The organism is Amycolatopsis cynarae, from assembly GCF_026802195.1.
GTDB classification, from domain to species: domain Bacteria; phylum Actinomycetota; class Actinomycetes; order Mycobacteriales; family Pseudonocardiaceae; genus Amycolatopsis_E; species Amycolatopsis_E rhizosphaerae.
Genome location: NZ_CP113836.1, coordinates 7,092,558 through 7,116,720, shown reverse-complemented (window position 1 = coordinate 7,116,720; position 24,163 = coordinate 7,092,558). Strand labels below are relative to the sequence as shown.

32 protein-coding genes and 1 tRNA gene are annotated in these 24,163 nt (G+C 66.4%); 16 read left to right on the top strand and 17 right to left on the bottom strand.

The window, feature by feature from the left end; translation table 11 throughout:
* Positions 1–135: 135 nt before the first annotated feature.
* Together ORV05_RS34590 and ORV05_RS34585 are read left to right on the top strand one after the other, a co-directional pair.
* Positions 136–501, top strand: a complete 366-nt coding sequence (locus tag ORV05_RS34590) for a hypothetical protein (RefSeq protein WP_144589972.1) — start codon at positions 136–138, stop codon at positions 499–501.
* Between the two features lie 31 nt (positions 502–532).
* Complete coding sequence (locus ORV05_RS34585; RefSeq protein ID WP_407652814.1) at positions 533–901, top strand: hypothetical protein; 369 nt, start codon at positions 533–535, stop codon at positions 899–901.
* 5 nt (positions 902–906) lie between these two features.
* On the opposite strand, the gene ORV05_RS34580 is transcribed toward ORV05_RS34585, so the two are convergent.
* Both ORV05_RS34580 and ORV05_RS34575 read right to left on the bottom strand, forming a co-directional pair.
* Entirely contained in the window at positions 907–1,779 is an 873-nt protein-coding gene (locus ORV05_RS34580; RefSeq protein ID WP_268756072.1) for an SAM-dependent methyltransferase, read from the bottom strand.
* A gap of 117 nt (positions 1,780–1,896) precedes the next feature.
* Positions 1,897–2,535: a TetR/AcrR family transcriptional regulator gene (locus ORV05_RS34575; RefSeq protein ID WP_268756071.1), complete on the bottom strand. Its 639-nt coding sequence runs from the start codon at positions 2,533–2,535 to the stop codon at positions 1,897–1,899.
* Between the two features lie 95 nt (positions 2,536–2,630).
* Here ORV05_RS34575 and ORV05_RS34570 point away from each other — a divergent pair, with 95 nt between their 5' ends.
* Complete coding sequence (locus ORV05_RS34570) at positions 2,631–3,092, top strand: hypothetical protein (RefSeq protein WP_268756069.1); 462 nt, start codon at positions 2,631–2,633, stop codon at positions 3,090–3,092.
* Here the strand turns inward: ORV05_RS34570 and ORV05_RS34565 are convergent.
* Positions 3,089–4,249 (bottom strand): MFS transporter, encoded by a 1,161-nt coding sequence (locus ORV05_RS34565; protein ID WP_268756068.1) that lies wholly within the window; start codon positions 4,247–4,249, stop codon positions 3,089–3,091. The genes ORV05_RS34570 and ORV05_RS34565 overlap by 4 nt on opposite strands.
* A gap of 50 nt (positions 4,250–4,299) precedes the next feature.
* On the opposite strand from ORV05_RS34565, the gene ORV05_RS34560 reads away from it, so the two are divergent.
* Together ORV05_RS34560 and ORV05_RS34555 are read left to right on the top strand one after the other, a co-directional pair.
* Positions 4,300–4,962 carry a PadR family transcriptional regulator gene (locus tag ORV05_RS34560; protein ID WP_268756067.1) on the top strand — a complete coding sequence of 221 codons (663 nt, stop codon included), beginning with the start codon at positions 4,300–4,302 and terminating at the stop codon, positions 4,960–4,962.
* An 11-nt stretch (positions 4,963–4,973) separates the two neighbouring features.
* Positions 4,974–5,046: transfer RNA gene (locus tag ORV05_RS34555), tRNA-Lys, on the top strand.
* 43 nt (positions 5,047–5,089) lie between these two features.
* On the opposite strand, the gene ORV05_RS34550 is transcribed toward ORV05_RS34555, so the two are convergent.
* The 7 genes from ORV05_RS34550 to ORV05_RS34520 form a co-directional block, all read right to left on the bottom strand.
* Positions 5,090–6,289, bottom strand: coding sequence for a tyrosine-type recombinase/integrase (locus tag ORV05_RS34550; protein WP_268756066.1), 1,200 nt, complete (start codon positions 6,287–6,289; stop codon positions 5,090–5,092).
* Entirely contained in the window at positions 6,289–6,486 is a 198-nt protein-coding gene (locus tag ORV05_RS34545) for a helix-turn-helix transcriptional regulator (protein WP_268756065.1), read from the bottom strand. The genes ORV05_RS34550 and ORV05_RS34545 overlap by 1 nt, the downstream gene beginning before the upstream one ends.
* An 11-nt stretch (positions 6,487–6,497) precedes the next feature.
* Positions 6,498–8,111, bottom strand: a complete 1,614-nt coding sequence (locus ORV05_RS34540) for a replication initiator (RefSeq protein ID WP_268756064.1) — start codon at positions 8,109–8,111, stop codon at positions 6,498–6,500.
* Complete coding sequence (locus tag ORV05_RS34535; protein WP_268756063.1) at positions 8,108–8,500, bottom strand: hypothetical protein; 393 nt, start codon at positions 8,498–8,500, stop codon at positions 8,108–8,110. The genes ORV05_RS34540 and ORV05_RS34535 overlap by 4 nt, the downstream gene beginning before the upstream one ends.
* A complete protein-coding gene (locus tag ORV05_RS34530; RefSeq protein ID WP_268756062.1) occupies positions 8,497–10,047 on the bottom strand; it encodes an FtsK/SpoIIIE domain-containing protein in 1,551 nt (516 codons plus the stop codon). Before ORV05_RS34530 ends, ORV05_RS34535 begins: the two co-directional genes overlap by 4 nt.
* Positions 10,048–10,602: 555 nt before the next feature.
* On the bottom strand, positions 10,603–10,881 hold the full coding sequence (locus ORV05_RS34525; protein WP_268756061.1) for a GntR family transcriptional regulator: 279 nt from the start codon (positions 10,879–10,881) through the stop codon (positions 10,603–10,605).
* Positions 10,882–10,917: 36 nt separating this feature from the next.
* Positions 10,918–11,373, bottom strand: a complete 456-nt coding sequence (locus ORV05_RS34520) for a hypothetical protein (RefSeq protein WP_268756060.1) — start codon at positions 11,371–11,373, stop codon at positions 10,918–10,920.
* A 148-nt stretch (positions 11,374–11,521) separates the two neighbouring features.
* Here ORV05_RS34520 and ORV05_RS34515 point away from each other — a divergent pair, with 148 nt between their 5' ends.
* The 4 genes from ORV05_RS34515 to ORV05_RS34500 all read left to right on the top strand — a co-directional run bounded on the left by ORV05_RS34515 (position 11,522) and on the right by ORV05_RS34500 (position 14,418).
* A complete protein-coding gene (locus ORV05_RS34515; RefSeq protein WP_268756059.1) occupies positions 11,522–12,349 on the top strand; it encodes a hypothetical protein in 828 nt (275 codons plus the stop codon).
* 4 nt (positions 12,350–12,353) lie between these two features.
* On the top strand, positions 12,354–13,142 hold the full coding sequence (locus ORV05_RS34510; protein WP_268756058.1) for a hypothetical protein: 789 nt from the start codon (positions 12,354–12,356) through the stop codon (positions 13,140–13,142).
* 301 nt (positions 13,143–13,443) lie between these two features.
* Entirely contained in the window at positions 13,444–14,190 is a 747-nt protein-coding gene (locus tag ORV05_RS34505; protein ID WP_268756057.1) for a GAF domain-containing protein, read from the top strand.
* A 66-nt stretch (positions 14,191–14,256) separates the two neighbouring features.
* Positions 14,257–14,418 carry a hypothetical protein gene (locus tag ORV05_RS34500; protein ID WP_268756056.1) on the top strand — a complete coding sequence of 54 codons (162 nt, stop codon included), beginning with the start codon at positions 14,257–14,259 and terminating at the stop codon, positions 14,416–14,418.
* Positions 14,419–14,753: 335 nt separating this feature from the next.
* Here the strand turns inward: ORV05_RS34500 and ORV05_RS34495 are convergent, their stop codons facing one another.
* The 4 genes from ORV05_RS34495 to ORV05_RS34480 all read right to left on the bottom strand — a co-directional run bounded on the left by ORV05_RS34495 (position 14,754) and on the right by ORV05_RS34480 (position 16,957).
* Positions 14,754–14,924: a hypothetical protein gene (locus ORV05_RS34495; protein WP_268756055.1), complete on the bottom strand. Its 171-nt coding sequence runs from the start codon at positions 14,922–14,924 to the stop codon at positions 14,754–14,756.
* Between the two features lie 593 nt (positions 14,925–15,517).
* The gene (locus tag ORV05_RS34490; RefSeq protein ID WP_268756054.1) at positions 15,518–15,937 is read right to left on the bottom strand and encodes a type II toxin-antitoxin system VapC family toxin; all 420 of its coding nucleotides are present in this window, start codon (positions 15,935–15,937) and stop codon (positions 15,518–15,520) included.
* Positions 15,937–16,146, bottom strand: coding sequence for a hypothetical protein (locus tag ORV05_RS34485; RefSeq protein ID WP_268756053.1), 210 nt, complete (start codon positions 16,144–16,146; stop codon positions 15,937–15,939). The genes ORV05_RS34490 and ORV05_RS34485 overlap by 1 nt, the downstream gene beginning before the upstream one ends.
* A gap of 382 nt (positions 16,147–16,528) precedes the next feature.
* A complete protein-coding gene (locus ORV05_RS34480; protein WP_326938108.1) occupies positions 16,529–16,957 on the bottom strand; it encodes a tyrosine-type recombinase/integrase in 429 nt (142 codons plus the stop codon).
* Between the two features lie 91 nt (positions 16,958–17,048).
* Between ORV05_RS34480 and ORV05_RS34475 the strand changes: the two genes are divergently transcribed.
* Entirely contained in the window at positions 17,049–17,537 is a 489-nt protein-coding gene (locus tag ORV05_RS34475) for a DUF6959 family protein (protein ID WP_268760091.1), read from the top strand.
* The gene (locus ORV05_RS34470) at positions 17,452–17,979 is read left to right on the top strand and encodes a DUF2199 domain-containing protein (RefSeq protein WP_268756052.1); all 528 of its coding nucleotides are present in this window, start codon (positions 17,452–17,454) and stop codon (positions 17,977–17,979) included. Before ORV05_RS34475 ends, ORV05_RS34470 begins: the two co-directional genes overlap by 86 nt.
* Before the next feature lie 59 nt (positions 17,980–18,038).
* On the opposite strand, the gene ORV05_RS34465 is transcribed toward ORV05_RS34470, so the two are convergent.
* A complete protein-coding gene (locus ORV05_RS34465; protein WP_268756051.1) occupies positions 18,039–18,515 on the bottom strand; it encodes a MarR family winged helix-turn-helix transcriptional regulator in 477 nt (158 codons plus the stop codon).
* Between the two features lie 55 nt (positions 18,516–18,570).
* Between ORV05_RS34465 and ORV05_RS34460 the strand changes: the two genes are divergently transcribed.
* The 3 genes from ORV05_RS34460 to ORV05_RS34450 all read left to right on the top strand — a co-directional run bounded on the left by ORV05_RS34460 (position 18,571) and on the right by ORV05_RS34450 (position 20,758).
* The gene (locus ORV05_RS34460; protein WP_268756050.1) at positions 18,571–19,599 is read left to right on the top strand and encodes an NAD-dependent epimerase/dehydratase family protein; all 1,029 of its coding nucleotides are present in this window, start codon (positions 18,571–18,573) and stop codon (positions 19,597–19,599) included.
* 106 nt (positions 19,600–19,705) lie between these two features.
* Complete coding sequence (locus tag ORV05_RS34455; protein ID WP_268756049.1) at positions 19,706–20,221, top strand: DUF2199 domain-containing protein; 516 nt, start codon at positions 19,706–19,708, stop codon at positions 20,219–20,221.
* A gap of 99 nt (positions 20,222–20,320) precedes the next feature.
* Positions 20,321–20,758, top strand: coding sequence for a hypothetical protein (locus ORV05_RS34450; protein WP_268756048.1), 438 nt, complete (start codon positions 20,321–20,323; stop codon positions 20,756–20,758).
* 145 nt (positions 20,759–20,903) lie between these two features.
* On the opposite strand, the gene ORV05_RS34445 is transcribed toward ORV05_RS34450, so the two are convergent.
* Entirely contained in the window at positions 20,904–22,163 is a 1,260-nt protein-coding gene (locus ORV05_RS34445) for a CynX/NimT family MFS transporter (protein ID WP_268756047.1), read from the bottom strand.
* Between the two features lie 112 nt (positions 22,164–22,275).
* On the opposite strand from ORV05_RS34445, the gene ORV05_RS34440 reads away from it, so the two are divergent.
* Both ORV05_RS34440 and ORV05_RS34435 read left to right on the top strand, forming a co-directional pair.
* Positions 22,276–22,596: an ArsR/SmtB family transcription factor gene (locus tag ORV05_RS34440; protein ID WP_268756046.1), complete on the top strand. Its 321-nt coding sequence runs from the start codon at positions 22,276–22,278 to the stop codon at positions 22,594–22,596.
* Positions 22,597–22,960: 364 nt separating this feature from the next.
* On the top strand, positions 22,961–23,989 hold the full coding sequence (locus tag ORV05_RS34435) for an aldo/keto reductase (RefSeq protein WP_268756045.1): 1,029 nt from the start codon (positions 22,961–22,963) through the stop codon (positions 23,987–23,989).
* A 22-nt stretch (positions 23,990–24,011) separates the two neighbouring features.
* On the opposite strand, the gene ORV05_RS34430 is transcribed toward ORV05_RS34435, so the two are convergent.
* Positions 24,012–24,161: a hypothetical protein gene (locus ORV05_RS34430; protein WP_268756044.1), complete on the bottom strand. Its 150-nt coding sequence runs from the start codon at positions 24,159–24,161 to the stop codon at positions 24,012–24,014.
* Positions 24,162–24,163: the final 2 nt, after the last annotated feature.

Sequence of the window (24,163 nt, the reverse complement as noted above, 5' to 3'; positions counted from 1 at the left end):
CTCCGGTCAAGTGAACGTGATGTCATCCGATCGGTTGGTAAACACCCCTGAGTAGAACGGGAGCGCGGTCCTTTGTGGACATGGGGCGCGAGGGCCTCGCACCGGTCCGGACGGAGCCCGGCTAAGCTACCGTCCGTGATTTCGGGTTTCGGGGTGGCGGTGGCGGTCTGCGCCCTCGTCGTCGCGGCCTGGAGCTTCCTGCTCGCCGCCCGCGACCGCGAGCCCGGACGGCCCCTGCTCGCCGCGCTCGGCCTGGTCGAGCTGCTGCTGGTCGTCCAACTGGTGATCGGCGTGGTGCTGCTGATCGGCGGCCACCACCCCGGCAGCCTGGTGACGTTCCTGGCCTATCTGATCGGCTCGCTCGTGATCATCCCCGCCGGCGCCGCCTGGGCGCTGGCCGAACGCAGCCGGTCCAGCACGGTGATCCTCGGCATCGCCTGCGTGGCCATCCCGGTCATGGTGTTGCGCCTGCACCAGATCTGGGGAGGTGCCAGTGCCTGAGACGAAGAACACCGCGACCGGGCCGGGCCGGGTGCTGGTCGCCGTCTACGCGATCTTCGCGCTGGCCGCGACCTCGCGGGCCGCGGTCCAGATCGCCACCAAGTTCCACGAGGCGCCGCTGGCCTACCTGCTGTCGGCGCTGGCGGCCGTGATCTACATCGTCGCCACCGTGGCGCTCGCCAGGAAGGGCTCCACCTCGTGGACCGTGGCGCTGGTCTCGTGCAGCGTCGAACTGCTCGGCGTGCTGGCCGTCGGCACCCTCAGCGTGTTCGACCCCGCCGCGTTCCCGGACGCGACCGTGTGGTCCGGCTACGGCGAGGGCTACCTGTTCATCCCGCTGGTACTGCCGGTGATCGGGCTGTTCTGGCTGCGCCGCACCGCCCGCGTCACCTCGGACTGAACACCTCAGGGCTTCCACGCCAGCCCGGCCACGCCCTGGGCACGGGAGGGATCTTCGGGCACCACCACCGCACCGGACTCGGGAGTGGTCCACTCGGGCGTCCACACCAGGCCCGGTGGCTGCACCAGCGACCAGTCCCCGAAGAACGCGAGCAGTTCGTCGCGGTGGCGAGTGATCATGCGCGAGGTGGTCTGGTCGTAGTCCTTGGCCACCGCCTCCAGCTTCGCCCGGGCCTGCGCGGACATGCCGTCGGTGGTGACGTGGGAGATCGCGAGCCCCGAGCCCGCGATGACCTGGTCCCGGAAGAACGCCACCGACGGGTGCGGGTTGGCCTCGTCGGGCACGAAGTGCAGCACCGCGGTCATCAGCAGGCCGACCGGACGGCGCGGGTTGATCAGCCGGGAGCCGAGGACCGCCTCCCACAGTTCCTCGTGGCGCAGGAGATCCCCGTTGACCGAACGGTTGCGCTCCAGCTGCCCACTCTGCTGCAGAAGCCGGTACGTCCGGTCGCTGACCAGGGGATCGTGGTCGACGTAGACGACGCGGCATTCTCCCGGCGCGTACCGTTCGGCGACCTGGTGGACGGTGCCGTCGACGAGGAAACCGGACCCGAGGTCGATGAACTGCCGGATCCCGCGCGCGATCAGGTGCCGGACGGCCCGGCCCACGAAACCGCGGTTCTGCCGGGCCGCCCACGGCAGGTCCGGCAGCGTCGCGATCTGGCGCTGCGCGAACAGCCGGTCCGCGGCGTAGTTCGAGGTCCCGCCCAGGTAGTAGTCGTACACCCGGCCCTCGTGGGGCTTGTTGGCCGACTCGGCCAGCAGCCGCTCCGCGTCCCCACGGGCCAGCGCTTGCACCGGCCCGTCCAACCGAGGCATCGACGTTCCTCCCGGGTCCTTCAGGTCAAGGCGAGCGGCCCGATCTTGCCGTAAACGGGACCCGGATGCGGCTCATTCCAGGAAATGAACTCAAAAGCACCAATGCCCCGGTCCGCGCTACCGCTCCCCGGCCGCGGCCCGGATTCCGCCGAGCACGGTCTCCAGCATGCGGTCGAACTCCTCCCGGGAACCGAAACCGGCCTGCAAAGGGGCGAGGGCGGCCATCGCCGGGTATTCCGCGAGGAGCAGGTCAGGGGAGGCGGCCTCCGAGGCCGCACTCAGCGTGGCGAGCAGATAGCCGTTGAGGAAGCCGAACAGGATCAACGGCGCATCGGCGACGACCCGGTCCGGAACACCTTCACGGCGCATGGCCGCCGCGAGTTGTTCGAGGGCGGCGAGGGCGACCGGCGAGGTCTGGGCCCGCGTGGTCAGCAACGGGAACACGCGGGGATGCCGGTGAGCCAGTTCGCGGTAGGCGTGGGCCATCCCGCGGGCGACGTCGATCCAGTCGCCGCCGGGAGGCGCGGAGCCCAGTTCGGCTCCGACCTCGGCGAGGACCGTCGCGGAAACCGTGTCGAGGAGCGCGGCCTTGCCCTTGATGTGGTTGTAGATCGACATCGGGTCCACCCCCAGTTCGGCGGCCAACCGCCGCACGCCGAACCGCTCGAGCCCGTCCCGATCCACCAGTTCGACCGCGGCCCGGCCGATCCGTTCGCGAGTGAGTCCCGCCGACTGTCCCTGTGTGCGATTGACCACTGCCAAGGCGCTCCCGTAGCCGAAACCTACGCTGTAGACGTATACCTACAACGTAGGAATAATATCCCGGGAGCATCCGGAAGGGCTGGCTTCTCATGGCAACACCCACTGACAACCCCACCCGGCGGCGTTGGCCGGGAGCGATGTTGCTCGGCTTGGCCCTGACCGTGGTCGCGACGGTGGCCCCGCTCGTGGACGTGGCCACCGTCGACACCGTTGCGGACCACGTGCGCGCGGCCTACCCCGATTGGGGCCCCGACCTCGTGAAAGCCGACCGGAACGCCATCGTGATCTACCTTGTGATCATCGGCGTTCTCGGCATCCTCTGCTGGCTGCCGATGATCTGGGCGGTGGTCACCCGCAAGCGCTGGGCCCGCGGGGCCGCGACCACCGTGTTCGCCGTCGGCGCCTGCCTCTCCCTGGCGCACCTCACCATGGGCGGCGGGGCGTACAAGGTCATCCTCCCGGTCGGGTACGGGATACTGACCCTGCTGCCGAGCATCGCCGGCCTCGCTGCCGTGGTGTCCCTCTGGCGCGGACGTCCCGCGAAGTACTAGACCGACACCTTCCCGGCCGTTCTTCTTTCCCGAGCCCACACGAGAGCCAGCGCGGCCAGCCCGCCGGCGCTGAGCACGGCGCCGACGATCGTGACCGACCGGACGGGTAACCCGAGTGCGATGTCCTGCCCGCCGAGCCACGCTCCCAGGCCGTTTCCGATGTTGAACGCGGAGACGTTCACCGACAGCGCGAGGGTGGGCGCCCCGGTGGTGCTGCGCATGATCCGCGCTTGCAGGCCGGGCACGATCGAGAAGCCGAACGCACCGAAGAGGAGCAGGACCGGCGGGGTCAGCACCCGCCAGGGCAGGACCAGCCAGAGCAGGAGCAAACTCAGCGTCAGTTCGGTGAGCAACGCGACGAGGGAGCCCAGCAGCCACCGGTCGGCCAGCCGTCCCCCGGCGAAGTTGCCCAGCGCCGAGCCCGCGCCGAACACCAGCAGCAGCACCGAAACCCAGCTCACGGGGAAGCCGGAAACGCCGGTGACCAGCGGGGCTATGTAGGTCATCACCGCGAACAGTCCCGCCTGGGCCAGCGTCGTGATGAGGATCGACTGCCACACCGCCGCGTTGCGGAAGACCGCGAACTCGGCCCGTACGGAGCCACCGTCGGCGGGGACGGCCGGCGCCGTCCGCCCCAGCGCCACCACACACAGCACGGAGGCGACGGCGATGACGCCGAAAACGGCGCGCCAGCCGAGATGCTGCCCCAGCAACGTGCCGAGTGGCGAGCCCAGCACCGTGGCCAGGTTCAACCCGAAGGCCAGATTCGCGATGGTGACGCCCGCTTTCTCGGGTGCCACCAGGGTCAGCGCGACGATCACGGACACCGCGAAGAACGTGCCCTGCGACAGAGCGCTCAGCACCCGCCCGACCGCGAGCCATGCGTAGGAAGGCGCCACGAAGGCGATCACGTTGCCGGCCGCGAACAGCCCCATCAGCGCCAGTAGCAGTGCCTTGCGAGGAACCCTCGTGGTCAGCGCCGTCACAACGGGTCCGCCGACGACGGCTCCGGCGGCGTACAGCGTCACGAGCAGACCGGCGGACGGGACCGAGACGTGCAGGTCGACGGCAAGCTGCGGAAGCAGCCCGGTCACCACGAGTTCGGCGGTGCCGATGCAGAAGATGCACAGCATCAGCGCGCTCACGGGTATGGCCATCGATCCCCCTCCGTTCCGAGCTACCTCGCGGCGATAATACATCGACTACGATGTATACCGGTCTCGAGTCGCGTCCGCACGACCTGGACGACAATGCGGAAATGCTGGAACTGGCGATCCTGGGCTTCCTCTTCGAACAGCCGCTGCACGGCTACGAGCTGCGCACCCGGATCGCGGCACTCACCGGGCACATCCGCCCCATCGCCGAGGGAACCCTGTATCCCAAGATCAAACGCATGGAGCAGGCCGGTCTGCTGAGCCGCCGCACCGAACCGGGCCAGGCCGCGGCACCCCGCCACGTACTCACCCTCACCGACGCGGGACGCACTGCCCTGCGGGCACGGCTACGCTCGCCCGAAGAGCTCGACGTCAGCGACGAGAACCGCTGGTACGTCGTCCTGGCCTTCCTGCGCCACCTCGACGACCCGGCCGCGGAAGCCGCCGTCCTCCGCCGGCGCCTCACCTTCCTGGAAGAACCGACCAGCTTCTTCTACGAACGCGGACGCCCGCTCAGCGCGGAGGACTTCGACGACCCGTACCGGCAGGGGATGCTCACCATCGCCAAGGCCACCAGCCAGGCCGAGCTGGCCTGGTTGCGGAAAACCCTCCGACAACTGGAGAAGAGCGACTCCCAGGCACAACACGCCTCCGAGACGGGCGCCACACGCGGAACAACCACCCAGCGTGGCCAAGGCACTGCGAGCACCGGCTAGACTACGTGCGCGGGCCGTTAGCTCAATTGGTAGAGCTGTGGACTTTTAATCCATAGGTTCCGGGTTCGAGCCCCGGGCGGCCCACTCTTCATGCAGGTCAGCGACTCGCGGGCCACCCGGGACAAGATCATCTCCCCGGTTTATCCCCGCTTTTGCCCTCGGACGGGTTATCCAACAGCCCCTCCAGGGCCGCCGCCGTGGCCGGATCGACCGCCTTCCGGCCCAGGTACACATCCTGCGTCATGGACACCCTCGCATGGCCAAGATGATCCGCGATCAACCGGGTCGGCACGTCCGCATCGTCGAGCGCGGTCGCCGTCGTCTTGCGGAACGTGTGCGAGGTGACCCACAGGAACTCCTCCCGGCCGCGGGTCTCCCGGATCACCCGCAGCACGTTGCTCGGATCCCGGAGCCCACCGGTCGAGCTGGCGAACACCGGGCTGCTCATGCCCCGGCCCTCCTCCATCGCTTCGGCCCTCCGCTTCTCCAAGATCTCCAGCGCCCACGACGGCAGCGGCAACAGACGCTCGCTCTTCTTGGTCTTCGTCTTCGGCTTCCGGTACAGCCCCTGCCCCTTGACCCGCACGACCGTGTGCGCCACATCAACAGTCCCGGCGTCGAAGTCCACGTCATCCCAGAAGACGCCGAGCGCCTCACCGATCCGAACCCCGGTCGCCATCATGAACTTCGACAAGTCCGGCAGGTCCCAGCGAACGGCCTTGTCGTTGCTCTCCAACTGGGCCAACCACTGCGTCCGCTCCATCGCGTCCAACGCCCGCGGCTGCTTGGTCTGGCCGGCCGAAATCCGACGAGTGTCCCGCGTCGGATTGGTGCTGATCGCGTCATACCGGGCAGCCAGCCCCAACATGCCGGACAACACCGTCCGCGCCGTCTTCGCCGACGACGACCCCACATTCTGAAGCAGGGCAACAAGAAACCGGTCAATCCGGGAGACCGTGGCCTCACGGACACGAAGCTCCCCCAGCCCAGGCAGGATATGGCGATCGAGGATCGAGCGATAGGTGGTCGCCGTGTTGGGCGACTTCTCTCCTCGCCCCACCTCAAGGTCGACCTGCTCCATCCACATCGCCGCGAGCTCCCTCAACTTCGTTTCCCGCGTCACCTCACCACTCGTCGCCCCCGTCCACTCCCGGATGGCTTCCCGCAGCCGCTGCGCCGCCTTCCCCTGCGTCTTCCCCGTGCGCTCGACCGGCCGAGTCTTGCCGTCGTAGTCCCGGAACTGCGTGCGCGCACGCCAGCCACCGCCGGGCAGAGGTGAGTACCGGATCTTCCCGTAGGTCCCGATATCCAGAGGTGGACGACCCATCACGCCACCTCGTCCGCGAGCCCGTCCACCCAGGCCCGCACGTCCTCGGGCCGGTAGCGGACGTACTTGCCCATCCGGCGACCGGCAGGCCCGTAGCCCTTGCTGCGCCACTGGTACAGCGTCGCCACCGGGATGCCGAGGTAGCCCGACACGTCCTCCACCGTCCAGAGACGGCCGATCCTGCTTACGTTGTCCATGCTGTCCCCCTTTAGGCCGCGAGCGGAGTTGCCGAAGTTTCTTGCTCCCCTGTTGGTGGCCCTGCCGCCAGTAGCGCGCGGTCGTACTCGGCCTTCCAGGTGATGCGTTCAGCGATGGCACGTAGGAGCAGGTGGGCGCGGGGTGGTGCGTCCCGGTCGCGCGGGTCGACTTTGCGCCAGATCAACCGCGAGGTGTCCTGCTCCGGCTTGACGATCCCGACGGCGGCGAGCATGTCCCGCACGAACGCCTTGCGGTCGGCCTTGTGGTCGGCGAGCGTCTTGCCGGACCACTTCCGGGAGACCAGGACCCGACGGCCGGGCAGCCCCAGCGTGGTCCGGCGATGTGCCCGCCCCTTGCAGTGCCCCGGTGTGGTCCGGCTGGTCGCCCCGAGAGGCTGAATCCCGTAGAGCATCCACGCCGCGCACCGCGGCGAACACGGCGTGATCGACAGTTCGGCGTGGAGCCGGTCATGGTGCTCCCGCTGCCGATTCGTCGAGGCTTCGACCACTTCCCCCGTGGACTTGGTCAGGTACTTGGTCAGATAGCCGATGTGGCGTCCGGCTTCGTCGGTGCCGCCGAGGATGCCCTTGGAGTGCACCTGCCGCCCAAAGGTCACCACGTGCGCGGGTTCCTCCACCACCTCCACGGCCTCACCCCAGGCCGTCAGCGGCTCCCGTGTCTCGGGGTCTACAAAGGACTCTGCTTGTGCGTCCCATACGGGCAGCCGGTCCCCGTGGTAGACGAGCTGGTCATGGTTGGGCCACCAGACCTGGTGATAGGTGGCTTCGGTGACCTGGCGGATGACCTCGTGCGGGATCGACCCGCGCACCGCGGCGTGGAGGTGGGGTGCGGCGCGTTTTTGGGGTTCGACGGTGGCGAAGTACTGCACATCCCACCCCACGACCCGCCGTAGGTTCTGCCACCAGCGGTCCACCAGGGAGGAGAAGTGCACCGCGTCCCGGGCCGCCCGCCGGTAGTCGTACTCGCCCGGGTTGACCGGGGTGCCGTCCTCTCGGACCCGTCCGTAGGTGTCGCAGGTCAGGGTGACGAACATCGACGGCCGAAACCGCCCCGCATACTCCCTGCCCACCGTCGTCTTGGCGACCTTCCGGCGAGGCAGGTTCGGGGCGTCCTGCCTGCGCTTGGTGGACCGCTTGGCCGGTTTCCGTTCGGGCAGGTCGGGTGAGGGGAGTCGGCCGCGCATGCCGAGTTGCCGAAGTTCCTCGTCGACCCCGCGGATCTCCTCCCGTAGCTCGTCGGCCTGGCCCTCCTCCCCATGCGCCACGGCATCCCGGTAGAGCTTGACCAGGTCCGCCCGGAACCCCATCAACTCCTTCTGATCATCACTCGGCGGTGTCGGGGTGAAGTCGGGCTCCTCGGCCAGATGCCAGCCCTCCCGGCACTGCACCATCCGCAACGCCTTCGCCTTCCGCGCACACGGCAAGCAGACGGACTCGATGGTGGAGCCGCAGGGCACGGCGACATACCGAAGTTCGCCGGTGTCGGGGTCGCCGACCTCCATGGTGAACGGGCGGACGCACACGCCGTGTTTCTCGGCGGTGGCCTTCATGACCTCCGAGGACAGCGGCAGCCGCATGCGTTCGGCGCGGGTTCCGGTGCTCATCGGGCCTCCCCGTCCTGGAGGAGGTCGCGCAGGGTGGACAGTTCGTCGAGCGTCACGCTCTGGTAGCCCTCGCCGTCGAGGGAAACCAGCCCGTGGCAGTCGTCGAAGGAGATACCGCCGTAGACCCGCAACCGCACCCCGCCCTGGGTGAGCCCCTGGACGCTGATGTGGAGATCGCCATAACGGGTGTGACCCCACCGGGCCTCGACGTGGTCGAGAGTGGCCGCCCACGCCAGCAGGCCGGACAAGTGCGCGACCGTGGGACCGGGCTCGATCTGCACTTCCACTTCCGGGCGCATCGCCTGCAACGTCACCGTGCACGGCTCCGGCAAGGGGTTCCTGCGCGTGTGGTCGAAGAACGCCGTCGCCAGGTGCTCCAATGTGCTCACGCCGCCCGCCCCCCTTCGATCTCCCGAGCCGGGAGCGGCACGACCTGACCAGCGGTCACGAACGCTTCCAGCGCCTTCACCATCTCGTCTGGTACCCACCCGGCCCGCACGCGCAGGGGTTCGCGCAGTCCTTCGCCCCACACGTACCCGACCCCGGCGGCGGATTCCTCGATCCGGTTCGCCCACGCGCCCCGCTCGTAGGCTTGATCCCCGAGGACCATGCCGACGTGGGATTTCGCGGTGACGCGCAGGCAGATGCGGCGGGGGAACAGATCCCGCACCGGCACCGTGTCCTTGGTCGGCTCCTGCACATAGCCGCGCACGGTGAACCCGAGTGCCCGGCCCTGGGTGGTCAGGAGGGCGACCTTTTCCACGATCTGTTCGCGGGTCTTGCGATCGGTGTACTTCGTGAGCGCCCCGATCTCGTCGAACTCCACCAGCTCCAACGGATGCTCCCGGGTGATGGGGACGGTGCGGACCCGGCCGGCGAACTCCGCCTTACGCCTTTCCATGGCCTGCACCAGGTCATCCAGCAGGTCGAGGGTGTCCTTGCCGGTCACGGCGTAGCGGTGGAAGATCCCCCGCCCATACGCCAACTCCATGCCCTTCGGGTCAATCCCCGACACCCGCACCAGGCCATCACGGATCGCAGGGGCGATGGAGACAAGCGGGCACCACATCACCGAGTTCTTCCCCGCACCACTGGCACCCGCGGTCAGGGTGTGGCTCCCGGAGCCGTAGAGGGGCAGGTGCCAGTCCTGCCCGTACTCGGTGCGCCCGGCCCACACCCGGCGCAGATCCACCGCGGCCTCGTCGAGGTCGGGGCAGGGCACGGGGTGGGCGAGCAGGTCACGCCGCTGGAAGTCGATCGACACGACGTTCGGGGCGATCTCCCGGACCTGGCAGCGGGCGACCTTGCGGGCCGAGGCGAGGGCGCGGGCGGCGTCGTCGAAGTCCTCCGGCTTCTGCCCCGCCACCAACTCCACCCGCACCTCGTCCCACGACGGCCCGGACTTCACCACCTTGACCCTCGGGATCCGCACTCGGGAAGGCTGCTGGTTGCGGCTGATCTTCTTGCGCCCGACGAGGGTCACGGTGACGTCGACGGGGATGCTGTCGTCTTTCACACTCAGGCCGCAGGCGTGCAGCCAACCCGGCAGCTTCGGGGCGTAGACGGCCCAGCGGAACCACCACGACCGCAACACCCGCCCCGCCCACTGATCGAACGACACCAGGTGCAACCACCACCAGGTCGTCAGCCCAGAAGCCAGCAGTAACACGGTGAGCAGGAAAGATAGCCAGCCCCACCACCGGCACCACGCGGCTATAGCCAACACAGCGAGAGTGGTGCGGGGGTGGGCCACGATCTGCCGGACCAGCCACCCCAGGCCCTTGAGCAGCCACCACAGCGCGACGAACACCACCGCCGCAGCCGCGAGGGTTTCCGCGATCGCGGCCAGGGCCTTGCCCAGCTTGTGCAGCACCCAGACCACGAGGGCCAGGCCCGCACTGCCGAGAAGGAGAACACCGAGGGTGTGCGCGTTCATCGCCGACCACCGGCCTTCCCGATGGCGGGAATGTCCAAAGGCAACCGGCCCGCGCACGCGGCACACTCGGTGTCATTGGGCGCCAGACGGGCGAATTTGCGGCAAGCGGCGCACCGCTGCCGACCGCGATCCGTTGACACGCGCTGGTGCGCGTTGTCTATCGTTTCCACTGTCTACTCCGCAAGGGTAGGCAGCGCAGAAGCGGAGAATGGTTTGGCCGCCGAATCCGCTTCTGCGCCTTAGCTTTCAGGGATTTTTCGACACGAGGACGTGCTTGATCGCCACACGACCCCGCGCGTGTTGGGAAACTGTCTATTGTGGATTTCTGCTTAGAGGCCCTCGAATGGGCTGCGTGCACACGCCCGGCACACGTGGACCTTGTCCCGGATCAGCCGGTGCTGCGCCCCGCAGAGCAGGCAACGCCGCCGAACAAGCCACCGGCGCCGAGAAGGCCGTAACCTGGGTGGCACCTGGATCACCTCCCCTCAGGGGATGTGGGTGGGAAGGCACGGGGGCGGGCGCGACTGACACTCTTTTCCGCCCCCGTGCTGCCGCTCAACTCGGGTTGGGCCTACGCGGGGTCACGTACGTGCCCTTGGACTTGATCGTGATCACCAAGCCCCGTTTACACAGCAGCTTCGTGGCATGCCGAGCCGTCCCGAGGGAAACGCCGTACTCGTGAGCGAGGCGGGCCTCCGCCGGAAGCGGTGTGGACGGCTTCAAGTCGCCGGACATGATCCGCGCGGCCAACTCGTCGGCAAGCCACTCGTACACGTACCCCACGTACTCCTCAGGCGGAGTAGGGCGGTCGTGTTCGGCGTTGCGTAAGGTCATCGTCTTTCCTGCCTTGTCGGAATCGGGCGAACGCCGCTACGCCGCCTGCTGCTCCCCTGCCGCGCCCTTGCCCCGGGCACCCGGCCGCTGCCCAGCGCTTCCGGGTTCGGCGAAGCCGGTAGCCCGGAAGACGTAGGACTGGTACTTGAACTCACCGTTGCCCGCGATCTTCGGTTGGGCCGTCAGGTCGGTGAGCCCCACGATCGGCCGCATGTCCACCATCGGCGAGAACCGCTCGGTGGTGGGCACCGGCTGATGCTTGGACAGCAGGTAGAGGTCGAACGAGGCGCGCTTGGCGTTGGGCTGGTCCGGGTCGGTCACGGTGACCTTCCAGACCGGCAGGCCGGTGACCTCGTCGATGCGCTGTTTCGCGGGCACGTTGCGGTTCTGCTGGTACTCGGTGTCCGGCGCGATCTCCCCCACCATCACCAGGCCCTGCGGAAACGCCTGGTCGAACGGCACCGGGAACCGGAACCCCTTCTCGATCGCCAATCTGTCTTTCCCCTCATCTCGGAGCCCCACTCGGGCTGTTTACCCCCCTAAACACTTCACGTGCAGTTCTCGTCGTCTGTAGAGGGGGGCTAAACAACAAGGTACGGAGCAAGACAGGACCTGTCAAGGGGGTCTAAACTCCCGAGTCGTGACCAGTTCGGAGGAGTTCGAGAGCGTCCGCCGCGACCCCGACCCGATACGGCGAGGACAGCGCGCGACCGAGCTGCTCACCATCTACCAGCAACGCGCCACCGAACTGGCCCGTCTCCGCAAGGCCGCCATCGAGGAAGCACACCGCGACCGGGGGATGAGCTACACCGAGATCGCCGCGGCACTCGGCATCACGAAGGGCCGCATCACCCAGATTCGCAGCACCGCTCCAGGCATCGAGCGAGCGTTCTTCGGTGTAGGCCCGGTCAGCATCGGCGTGCCCTACCGGTACCGGACCACCGACCGCGAACGCCCCTTGATCGCCGCCGAGGACGCCCAAACCGGCGACCAGCTCGAAACCCTCGTCAGCGCCTTGGCCCTCTCCGTCAGTCGCTACCAGATCGAGCCCGACCGGGAAGACCCGCCGGCGGGGGACAGCATCGTGGTCTGCGGCCCGAAATCCGCCCCGATCGGCGCCGCCCTGCTCGCCCGGGACCCCGCGCTGCACATGGTCGAGGACCACGGCCGGTGGTGGATCGAACGCCACACCGACGGCGAACGGTTCGGCTCCCCCTCCGACGAGACACAACCGCAGCCCGCGGACGTCGCCTACGTCGCACGGCACAAGATCGACGGCCGTGTGATCGTCCACATCGCGGGTATCCACGGCATCGGATCACTCGGCGCGACCCACTACCTCACTGGACACCTGGCCGAGGTGTTCCGCAAGGTCGGAGACAAGCCGATGTCGCTCGTGGTGCGCGCCAGCTATGACGGACTGACCATCACCGACAGCGAACTCGCCGCAGGCCCCTACACCTGGTGAACCTATGAAGGTCGAATCCGCCCAGCTCCCACCCTTCGAGGACAGTGACGACAAGATCTTCGTCACCCCCAACGCCGTGATCATGCTCGACGGCGCCTCAGCTTTCGTGCCCGTCCCCGTCCCGGCCGCCACCTACGCCGAACACCTCGGACAGCACATCGCCCACACCCTCACCACGGCACCCGAGGCCGACCTCGTCGAGGCCCTGGCCGACGCCATCAAAGCCACCACGGACGAACTCGACCTCACCCCCGGCCGGTCACCGTCCAGCACCATCACCATCGCCCGGGAACGGGACGAGCACCTTGACCTGCTGGTACTCGGCGATAACGTCGTGATCCTCCCCGACCGGACCATCACCGACGACCGCATAGACCGGCTCGATTTGGAGCCCGCCCGCCGCTACCGCGAACGCCTCGCAGCCGGTTATGGCTTCGACGACGAACACCGCCGGTTGCTGCGCGAGCTCCAGCGGCAGCAGGTCGAGCATCGCAATCGGCCCGGCGGATACTGGATCGCCGAAACCGAGGCAACCGCAGCCCGCCACGCGCTCACCTTGACGCGCCCAATCTGCAAAACACCCTGGGCAGTCCTGGCTACCGATGGCGCCTACAACACCCTCAACCACCTACGACTCGCCCCCCGGCCAACCGGCGCACGGACGATCAGCCCACCGCTCGACGAGCTGCTTGCCCAGTGCCAACGCTGGGAGAGCGAGCACGACCCAGACGCACGCAAGCTTCCCCGAGCGAAACGCCACGACGACAAGAGCCTCACCCACATCCAACTTTAATAGAGAGCGTGTTACCAAAGCGCCTCATGAGCCCAGTGTTCAAAGTTCCTTTTTAAGACGGCCCGCTACCGAGGACCGCGGACGAGAAACAGTCACCGTCACGAACTGGACGCGGGGCGCTCACTTCTGCACCCCCGGCAGGTCTCCAAGCTTGCCCGAACCGAGCAATCAGGCCGAGCGGGGCGCGACCGCACCAGTCGGTCGAGATATGGAGCGACCCGACGCACTCGACAAGATGCCAAGGGTTAGCACGGGACGTAGAATTCGTATCGAAACCAAAGAGAGGAGGTTGACAACGAAGATGAGCACGAACATCTCGGATTCGATCAAGGGTAGCTATAGATGGACTGCGCCCGTTCTTGTTATCGCCCTTCCCGTTGGCGGCGCCTTCATGATCAGCCTAGGGGAAAATAGGCCGAACAGCTGGATATTGCTGATTAGCGGAGCAGGGATTCTCTTGATAGGCGGTTTAATTCAGTTTTTTGACCAGAGAAGCAAGTTTCGCGGGGCAACCGAACCAAGGTTTCGTGTTGCAGTGAAAGATGCATTGCAGCCCATTGTCGAAGATATCTCGACTATGCCGTACTTGAGCAAGCTTCAACGCGAAAGCCTCCTCAGTAAACTCGCAGCGAGTTGCACCGCTGCACTCGTTCTACTTCTTCACGGGGTGCCGCGAGTTCGAGCTGTCGTATTTAAGCTGAACAATAGTCGCCGATCAATGTCTTGCATGAGTTACTACGGCCGTGGTCAGACCCCTAAAGGGTTCGATGCTAGTACGCCGCGCGGGGATCGAGCGCTCGACTTGGTGGCCGCTGGAAAGAATATCTTCGTTCCAAATCTGGACAAACAGAAGCCTAGCGAGTGGGAGGGTAGCGGCGAAGACTATAAGACATTCATATCTGCCGCAATTACTGCTAGCGGAAACTCGTTCGGAATGATCACAGTAGATGCTCCCCGGGCGGGTGACCTAGTAGATACGGACATGCAGGTTGTCCGTCTACTCGCCGACCTGCTTGGGATCGCCTTCGCAGAAGCTGACAGGCCGTAATCCCCTCAGTACAAACCACATCTATTACGATGTCGATACGGAGACACAATTCGCAAAAGGAGCACGATGGCGATGGTCGCCAAGATCACAATGCTCGATAGCAAGTTGACCCGACGCGAAGTGGTGAATCCAACTGACCAAAAGAAGGTCCAGGCAGTTTGGAAAGACGCAATTCGAGTTGCAAAGAAGGAAGCTAAGATAATTCACCGTAGGCAAAACAAACTGTGATTCTCCCGTTCAGGGATCAACATCGCACAACATTGCCAAGAAGGTTTGCCGAACTTGGCTCTATGGGATCAAGGCGCGCCGCCAGCGGCGGCGCGCGGCCGGCCTGCCACCCTGGCAACGTGGTCCAGTTGGCGGACGCGACGCATCCGAGCTTGCCGCTCCGCTCCAGCTCGGCGCGCCGCGCGGCACAAGGAACGAACGCCCAAGCAGCGCGCCACCGCTAGCGGCGCAATGGATCTCATAACCAGCCAAGGGCAGCTCGCCATACTCGGTCAAGGGCGCGGCATTGAAGCCGAGCCCGGCGACGCTTCACGCCACCGGGCACCGGCCACTACTTACCGTCCCCGAAACAGCGACTTCACCAGCTCCAGCCCCAGCCGGGCGAACGACGACAACACCTTCATCGCAGCCTCGCTCGGATCCTTCGCTTTCCACACCGCGGTCACCACAACAGCCGCAACCAGCACGAAGCCCCCAGCCAAGCAACCAGGCAGCACCCAGGCCATGTTCAAGCATTCCCTTCAGGATCGAAACATCAACTGAAGGGGAGGGCGCTCACTCTGCGTTACGCATAAGAAGGGGACAGCGAGCGTCCCTTGCCCAGTATGTCAGAGCCTCTTTGAGCTCCCCGCGACACACCGCCTCCGGCGGCCAGGGCGCTGCCCTGGACCCGGCACCGCTTCGGAGATCAGGGGAGGGGCAGTCCGGTGATCTCCTCGCGGCGCGCCCGAGGGCAGCCAGACCGGGCGGCACCGGTCAAGGGCGCTTCGCGGCCTCCGGCAAACCCTTGACCGGCACCACCCGGCCCGGCAGGGGTGAACCCGCGCCGCAAGGAGATCACCTCAGCCCGAGCCATGCCGAGCAGACACAGGATGCCGTTTTACTGCCGCTAATCGACGAGAAGGCGCCGGAAACGGCCCGAACCAACCGGCATTTGCAGCCGGAAAGAGGCCAGGTCACCGGCATCGACCGGAACCATCCGGCCTCGTCGGGAGAAGTTGATCTTCTATCCATAGGTTCCGGGTTCGAGCCCCGGGCGGCCCACCATCTCCCCTGGTCAGCGACGAGGGCGATTTCAAGCCCGTCCTGAGAGACGTGGTCAGGGCAGCAACGTGAACGCCTTGACGTGCCGAGGCCGGACCACCGTGAAGTGCCGCAAGTCCAACGTGGCGACCTCTTCCACGTCGAGCCGCTCGGCCAAGGCGATCACGGAGGCGTCGCTCGTACCCAGGGGCAGGTCGTGGTACTGCTCGACGAGTTCCGCCATCCGGGCGTAGTCGGCGGAGGTCAGGTCCACGGGGATGAAGTCACGGTCGGCCAACGCTCGCAAGAAGAAGGCTTCGCTGCGGGCGCCGGCCTTGGCCCCGAGCAGGTAGCCGACCTCGGCCACGATGGGGGAAGGGAGCAGGAGCTCACGGTTGGCCAGGCGTAGGCCGGTGAACAACTCGACACAACGGTGGTGGTCCGGGTCCTTGTAGAGCGCGGCCGCGACGATCGGGGCCGTATCGCAGATAATCACTACCGGCCGAAGCCCTCACGAAGCAGTTCGTCAGCCTGCTCAGCGATGCTCACACCATCACCGGGAGCACTGGCGAAAAAGGCCGGAGGCCACGGCCGCTCCCGGACCGGCTGGAGGTGGCGCCGCAACTCGTGCAGCGCATCCGACACCTGGTCCTCCGGGATCTCCTGGACCAGGCGCATCAACTCGTCACGCTCCGGACTGCTCATGACCCCAAGTCTACGATGCGCCCCGAGACCGACGCTGCATCTCACGAACCGTGCGGTCCGGTGACTGCCTCCCAGGATTGCTGCGCACAAGATCATCTCCCCGTTTTATCCCCGTGAAACGATGGCAGCTATCGGCAGGCAGTCGGCAACCGTGATCGTTTGCGCGGCAACACCATGCAGCTCACAGCAGGTATCAGCGATCAACGGCAGACGACCGGGGCCGCGGCCAACTACTCCATAGGTTCCGGGTTCGAGCCCCGGGCGGCCCACTCTTCATGCAGGTCAGCAGCCCGGGACCCTACCCCTGTTGATCTTGGTGCCGGTTTACTGCCGTTTTTCGCCAAGGACACCCAGCACGTCCGCCGCCTTCCGCGACGGCGACTTACGCCCCACGTAGGTGTCCGTCGTCTGCGGACACCCGCGAGTGCCCGAGCATGTCACTGGCCTCCCGCGCGGGCAGCGCATCGGTCACCAGGGTAGCCACGGTCCGACGGAACGTCCGCGGCGTGAACCAGTCACCGATACCGCGCCGCTCCCGGAACGCCCGCCAGTCCCGCCGCAGATTGCTTGTCTCTCGAAGGCCGCCCTTGCTGTTCGGGAACACCCACCCCGTCAGCTCCTCCGGCTTCACTCCCTGGTCCGCGGCGACCCGCACCCGCCGGTCCACGAGCATGTCCACCAGCCAGTCAGCCAACGGCACACCCCGCTTCGCCAACTCGGTCTTGCCCTCGTTGATCTTCGCGCCGTCGGCCTTCGTGCGGACACGAGCATTGCAACGTCCTGTTCCCGTGGCGAGCCTGCCGCCGATCACACTTCGTCAGCCGAGATTTTACGCCCCGGCGACCGACAGCGGCCCGATCCCAACGTGCCGTCAGCATGCGACGGGCAGCGACAATGCCCCCGTGGAGCGAATCGAGGTCGACCTACTCACCAGCCAAGGCAACTACGCCATCGTCCGCCTGCCTGCACGGCAGTTCCCGGGCGTCTTGCTCCAGGGCGACAGCTTGTCGATCCTGGAGCAAGACACGCGGGAACTCGCAAACCGCATCGCCGCCCTCGACGACACACTCGTCGACCATGAACTCGTCGACCAAGCTCAGGACCTGGCCGACGAGCTAACCGGACTGCTTACGCACTACCAAGCGACACTGCAACGGCACGACATCCTCCTGCCGTACAACCCTAAAACTGATCCAGGGCTCCGCCCTGGACCCGGCACCGCTTCGGTGATCCGGAAAGGGCGGCCACGAGGAGATCACCTCAGCCGCAGGGCGAGGAATCAGGACAGCCGGGGCCGCGTGCAGGATGTACGGCATTGCGGCCGACACGTGCCCGAGTTGCGGGCAGCCCTTGGAATCTCACGACCGGCATGTTCGGTTCACGCTGCCTGACCCCGTGCTCAACCTGACCGGCTGGGAGAACGAACCAGGCACCTGGATGAGTCACGGAACAGCCCGTGACTCCGTGATGATGCAGGTTCCTGACATTGGCGCCTTCGTTCGAGCGTTGTTGCCCATCCACCTCGCAGGCGGACATACCCTCACTTATGGCGTCTGGCTGGCCGTGGATCCCTCCGATCTGCCGCACATCTTCGGGATGTGGTGGGAGCCCACCTACCAAGACCTTCGCATTTCGGGGTGGCTTGCGAACCCGGTACCGCCCTGGGGCATGCTCGCCGCTCCCGTTGACGCCATTGTCCGCAACCCCGACCACACGCCGTACTGCGATCACTCCGACGACCCGACGCTCAAGCAGGTTCTCCGCGAGGAGTGGCCACACGACGTCGCGTTCCGCGCTCAGCACCAGGCGGCCAAGCTTGACGCTGGCCAATAAGAGGGGCTCACGTAGCAACATCCCAACAACATGGCCCGGGCAACAACGACGCTATGAGCTCATTCTGAGTACGGGCGCTGCGGCGATCGCATTTTCGTGAGCAGCGCGAGCAGAGTACCCTGTTCCTCCGCGTCGAGGCCGGTGAAGAGGCCGGAGGCGTGCAGCCGTGTTCTCAGCACATCCCAGAGTTCGTGCCCGCGTTCGGTCAGGGCCAGGGTGCGCTTGCGGCCGTCGGCGGGATGGGGCTGGCGGGCGACGAGTCCCGCGGCCTGGAGTTTGTCGGCGGAGAGGCTGACCGTGGAGGGGTCGCAGTGCAGCCGGGCCGCCACCTCCCTCATCGTCGACGGCTCCGTTCCCGGAACGAGCGCCCACAGCGTGCCGGCCACGGAGGCCGGCACCCCGAACTCGCCGAGCACCTGAGCCACGACCGCATCCGCCGCGTTCCCCACCTCCATGAGAACCCGGACGATCTCGGCCTTCCGCTCGATGTCCGCGCGATGAGCCGCTGGTACGTCCGCATTATGGCCAACGGTCATCAGCCGATGATACGCTCCTCACATCAATGAGAAACTCAATGAATGTGTGGTCTAAATGAGCGACAGTCACGCCGACGAGACGGTGCTTGTCACGGGCGGAACGGGTTACCTGGCCGGTTGGGTGATCTCGGGTCTGCTCCAGCGCGGCTACCGGGTGCGCACCACCGTGCGCGGCCTCGACAAGGCGGAGCAGGTGCGCGCTGCCGTCAGCGAGCAGGCGGGCGGACGGGCAGCCGGGGCCGTCGAATTCGCGGCCGCTGATCTTCTTCGCGACGACGGCTGGGACGAGGCGGCCGCGGGTGTCGATTACGTACTGCACACCGCCTCGCCGATTCCCTTGGTCTCGGGCGTGGACCTCATCACCACCGCCCGCGAGGGCACCCGTCGCGTCCTGGGTGCCGCCGCCCGCGCCGGGGTGAAGCGTGCCGTGCTCACCTCCTCCGGCGTTGCGGCCGACACCGGCGACCCGGACACGGCCGCGACTGAATCGGTGTGGACCGCCCCGTCCGGCACCCCGCTTCGCGCGTACCCCGACTCCAAGATCCTCGCCGAGCGCGACGCATGGGATCTCGCCGCCGCAACCGGGCTCGAACTGACCGCCGTCCTTCCGACGTTCATGCAGGGACCCGTGTTGGGCGTGACGAACAGACCAGGAACGGTCGAGATCATCCGCCGCCTGCTCGCCCGGGATATACCCGCCGTGCCGAACATCGGATGGAACGTCGTCGACGTCCGTGCTATCGCCGAGCTGCACATACTCGCCATGACCAGTCCAGCCGCCCCGGGCCAGCGCTTCCTCGGATCGGGCAGCTTCTGGTGGTACCGGGACATCGCCCGGCTCCTGCGCGAGAAGCTCCCGGACGAAGCCGCCAAGGTGCCTACGCACACCATGCCCGACATCATCGTCAAGCTGCTCGCGCACCTGAACCCGCAGCTGGCGATGCTGCGCCCTGTGCTGGGCCGCACAAGGCTCGTCGACAGCAGCAAGGCCCGCACCGAACTCGGCTGGCATCCCCGCCCGACCGAGCAGACCATCATCGACACTGCCACCGCGCTGATCGCGAACAACGCACTCGGCAGGTAGCCGCCGCCATCGCGATCTGGGAGCTGTCAACCAGGCCGCCCACCGGCCACCCGCGCGCCGTGGCCAGAACCATCGCCCGCATGTCCGCAACCTAGACTGCGCACCCGTGACGTCTCACGAGCGTTTCCGCTGCACTCTGTGCGCCGAGGAGCATGCGGGCCCCCCGTTGAGCTATGGCACACGCGCGCCTGCCTACTGGCGCGACGACCTGGCCTCGCAGCCAGGAAACCTGCTCACCGCTGACCAATGCGTGATCGCGAACGAGCACTTCTTCATCCGGGCCCGTATCGTCCTACCCATCGTCGACAGTTCGGACGCCTTCGAATGGAGTGCCTGGGTCTCCCTCAGCCCTGACAACTACCAACGCGCCTGTGGCCTGTGGAACGACCCAGCCAGGGTCAACGAACGACCCTACTTCGGTTGGCTGTCGACGGAACTCACCCCGTACACGCCGACAACGCTCAACCTGAAAACCATGGTCCACCAGACCCCGGTCGGACTCACCCCAGTCGTAGAACTCGAACCCACGGACCACCCCCTGGCCAGACAACAACGTGACGGAATCACCGTCGAGCAGATACAAACCCTCGCCGAACAACTCCTCCACGCCGAACAGTCCTAAACCCCTTTCCATCCGGTGATCTCTTCGGTCTGTGTCCCGCTCCTTGGGCCGCCGGCACGCCGCAATAAAAAGTTGCCCCGCACTGAGAGCATCGTGATCATGACGCTTACCCAGGTGACGCTGAACTCTGGTCGCGATATCGAGTTGACCAGGCTGGACGTCTTCTCAACGTATGACGGGATGCTGGAGGGCTACCCGTGCAAGCTGATCAACGATCACCTGCTGGCAAGACTGACAGAGCGCGACCAACCCGGGTATCGGTCTCAGCCGATACACGTGATCACTCCGCCGCGCAGCTATCCCTATCCCGACTCGGAGCCTCTGGCATTCGGCCCAGTGGAGGAGTTGCCTCGTGTGTACTGTCGGGCTTCTTTCCGGTCGAGCCCTGTCCGTGCTGAACTCGACCAGGTTCTTCATCGATCCTGGCTGACGGTGGTGTGGTTCCAGAACGATCTAACGAGCCCGGTGGCCGAATTCGTTAATGCTGCGGTAGCCACGCTCGCGTGGGACGAGTTCGCCGAAGACTACGAACTGTAGTTCAGAGGCTGTGCCAGCGGGAGGACGACCACCTGGCGTTTTACTGCAACCAAAAGACGAGAAGACGCCAACCACGATCACTTCGTCGCGCACCCGCGATGGCGGTCGCATGGGCGCACGCTTTCAACCTCCCGATGCGAATTGGTCAGCGCGTAGTCGGCGCGGCCTGATCGCTGGTGTTTGGCACCGTGCCCCGGCCTGCGGCGATCGCGACGATCGCCTGCCCGGCTGCGGCAACACACATGAAGATGATCGGCACCTGCCATCCGGCACTCACGCTGTGCAGAAAGCCGAAAATCACAGGTCCGACCGCGGCCAGCAGGTAGCCGATCGACTGCGCCATCGCCGACAACGCGCCGGCCGCGGCCGGGTCTGGGGCGCGAAGGCCGAGAAAGGTCAAGGCGAGCACGAGGCACGCACCGCCGCCCAGCCCGAGGACAACGCTCCACAGCACTGCCCATCCTGGGTTGATCAGGAGCCCGAGATAGCCGGCGAACAGGGCAGCCGAGCTGATCGTCGCGATACCGCGCTGGTCTCTTGTCCGTCGAAGGGCCGCCGGCACAGCAAGGCTGGTCGCCACCGCGACCGCCTGGAACAGGAACAGCAGCCATCCCGCTGCTGTCGACGTCACCCCGCTGTCGTGGAACACCTGGGGCAGCCAGGTGACGACGACGTAGAAGCCCAGCGATTGCAGGCCCATGAACGCGGTGACGCTCCACGCCAGCGGGGACCCCCAAGGCAACCGGGCGTGGCGCATCGGCTCGGCGGTCCGTCCCGGCCCCTTCAACTGGGGGAGCCACAGCATGACCGCCGCCAGTGCGGGTACAGCCCACCAGCCCAATGCGGTGTGCCACCCGCCAGGGGCGATCTCGCTGATGGGCACGGCCACCCCGGAAGCCACCGCGGCGACGCCCCCCATCACCGCGGCGTATGCGGCGGTCAGCAATCCCACCCTGGTGGGAAAGTCGCGCTTGATCAGGCTCGGCAACAACACGTTGCCGACGGCGATCCCGGCCCCGATCAGTACCGTGCCCGCCAACAGTGCGCTTGCCGCAGGCACCCATCGAACGACGATCCCGAGCGTCAGTACCACGAGCGCCGCCCCGAGGACCCACGCCGACCCCCATCGCGCCGCCAGTCGCGGAACGATCGGAGAGATCATCGCGAACGCCAAAAGCGGAAGCGTGTTCAACAGCCCCGCCACGGCCGGGGCGAGCCGCAGATCGACCTGTATCCGATCAATCACTGGCCCGACGCCCGTCAACGATGCCCGGAGATTCGCCGCCGCGACAAGCAGCCCCCACAGGAGGAGCGCTTGACCGGAATGCGTCCTCCGGCTGGCACGTTGCGAACGAACTACGCCGCCTACTGTTGCCGCGGGCGAGGCGCCGTCGTGATCTCGCATTCCGCATCCTCTCGACCAGGTCAGTTGGAAGCACGTCAAACTAACACATAGTTGGATGGTTGCCCAACAGTGACCTATGATGGGCGGGCATCACGGAACGAAAGGGACGCAAGTGAAGCAGCCATCGCAGCCGTCCGCCGCCGACCTGAGCCTGGTAGACGTTCTGGGTGCACTCGCCGACCCAACGCGTTTGGCGCTCGTAGCCAGACTCGCCAACCTGGGAAGCCAGAAGTGCGCGGACATCAACAACGATGCCGAGGTGCACAAGTCGACGATGTCCCACCACTACCGCGTGCTGCGCCAGGCGGGGCTGACCACGACCACCATCCGTGGCAGAGAGCGCTGGATCGACCTGAGGCGCGCCGACCTTGACGAGCGCTTCCCCGGAGTGATCGATTCGGTGCTCAACTCCTGGAACACGAGCCCGCAGTGACACGGGAACGGAACTAAGCACCTTTCCACCGCGCGGCTCGACTGACACTCCTTTCCGCCGTGTCGTCGCTCCGCGCTTGGTCAGTTGTCAGAGTCCGAACAGCACATCCGACAGCTCCTGGAGGGCCGGCAACCCCCTCTTGCCTACTACTTGGCCTGGCTCAGTGACCGGCTCTCCAAGATCCCGCAATGGTCGCAGGGTCCCCGCGCCTGGCGACGCGACGGTGACCTCCCACTCTCCGCGACACTCCTCCACTTGACTAAGCGGAACGCTGCTCCATATACTTCTGGAGCAGCGCTCCGCTTGCTTGATGGTGCGGCGCCGAAGTAGTGCCGACCACGCACACCACTCGAAAAGGAGAGTCATGCAGTACCGCACGTTGGGCCGGACCGGGATCAAGGTCAGCCCCTACTGCCTGGGCACCATGATGTTCGGCGCCATCGGCAATCCCGACCACGATGACTCGATCCGGATCATCCACAAGGCCCTGGATGCGGGGATCAACTTCGTCGACACCGCCGACATGTACTCACGCGGCGAGTCCGAAGAGATCGTGGGCAAAGCCCTCAAGGGCCGCCGCGAGAACGTCGTACTCGCGACCAAGGTCCACAACCCGATGGGCGACGATCCGAACCAGCGGGGCAACTCCCGGCGCTGGATCATCGCCGAGGTCGAGAATTCCTTGCGCCGCCTGCAAACCGACCACCTCGACCTGTACCAGGTCCACCGCCCGGACCCGTCGGTCGACGTAGAGGAGACGCTCTGGGCGTTGTCGGACCTTATCCACAGCGGCAAAGTGCGCGCGATCGGCTCCTCGTGCTTCCCGGCCTCGGAGATCGTCGAAGCGCAGTGGGTCGCCGAACGGCGCGGCCTGCAGCGTTTCCGCACCGAGCAGCCGACCTACTCGATCCTCAACCGCGGCATCGAACGCGAGGTGCTGCCGGTCTGCCAGCAATACGGGATGGGCACGCTGGTCTTTAGCCCGCTGGGCGGGGGCCTGCTGACCGGCCGGTACCGCAAGGGCCGGCAGGCGGACACTCACCGGGCCAACTACGGCTTCAAGCACCTCAGCGACGAGCGCCGGCTCGATGCTGTCGAGCAACTCGTCCCGCTCGCCCAGGAGGCGGGTTTACCGATGACCCACCTGGCGATGGCGTTCGCGATCGCTCATCCGGGCGTGACCTCGGCGATCATCGGGCCGCGCACGATGGAACACCTCGACAACCTGCTCGCCGGTATCGAGACCACCCTCGACGACGACATCCTCGACAAGATCGACGAGATCGTCCCGCCCGGCACCGACATCGGCACACTCGACATGGCCTACCAGCCGCCCGCCCTGCAGCGCGCCAGCCTGCGGCGTCGGCCCAGGGACGAGCGCGCCGCCGCCTAGCCGGTGCCGATGGCGGACGGATTCACCCTGACGGCTCTCCGACGCGGGCGACCGTCGAGCACAGTTGGTCGAATGCTTCGCGGACGAAAGTGACGAGTGCTCGTTCCTCAATGGACTGTGCGACCCAGCGGCCGACGGCGGTTTGCAGCAGCAGGTTGAAAAGTCCGGCCATCG